Source organism: Pantoea sp. Fr-CA_6 (assembly GCF_024520895.1).
Taxonomy (GTDB): domain Bacteria; phylum Pseudomonadota; class Gammaproteobacteria; order Enterobacterales; family Enterobacteriaceae; genus Pantoea; species Pantoea agglomerans.
The window spans coordinates 1-552 of sequence record NZ_JALNPO010000037.1 but is presented as its reverse complement, the minus strand read 5'-3'; the positions used below and the strand labels follow the sequence as shown (position 1 = coordinate 552).

The window sequence follows — 552 nt, the reverse complement described above, 5'->3', positions numbered from 1 at the left end:
TCGCCTTCCTCCCCGCTGAAAGTACTTTACAACCCGAAGGCCTTCTTCATACACGCGGCATGGCTGCATCAGGCTTGCGCCCATTGTGCAATATTCCCCACTGCTGCCTCCCGTAGGAGTCTGGACCGTGTCTCAGTTCCAGTGTGGCTGGTCATCCTCTCAGACCAGCTAGGGATCGTCGCCTAGGTGGGCCATTACCCCGCCTACTAGCTAATCCCATCTGGGTTCATCCGATAGTGAGAGGCCCGAAGGTCCCCCTCTTTGGTCTTGCGACGTTATGCGGTATTAGCCACCGTTTCCAGTGGTTATCCCCCTCTATCGGGCAGATCCCCAGACATTACTCACCCGTCCGCCACTCGTCACCCAAGGAGCAAGCTCCTCTGTGCTACCGTCCGACTTGCATGTGTTAGGCCTGCCGCCAGCGTTCAATCTGAGCCATGATCAAACTCTTCAATTTAAGTTTGATTTGCTTAAACAAGTTAAGCGGTGCTCATCTGTAAAACGTCATAATGAATTTCATTATGTGTTCACTCGTGAGGCTTGATATTTTTT

General features: G+C 52.2%; 1 rRNA gene. It reads right to left on the bottom strand.

The features are described 5' to 3' along the window. A 16S ribosomal RNA gene (locus NR201_RS22500) occupies positions 1 to 457 on the bottom strand; the annotation flags it as partial. Positions 458 to 552: the final 95 nt, after the last annotated feature.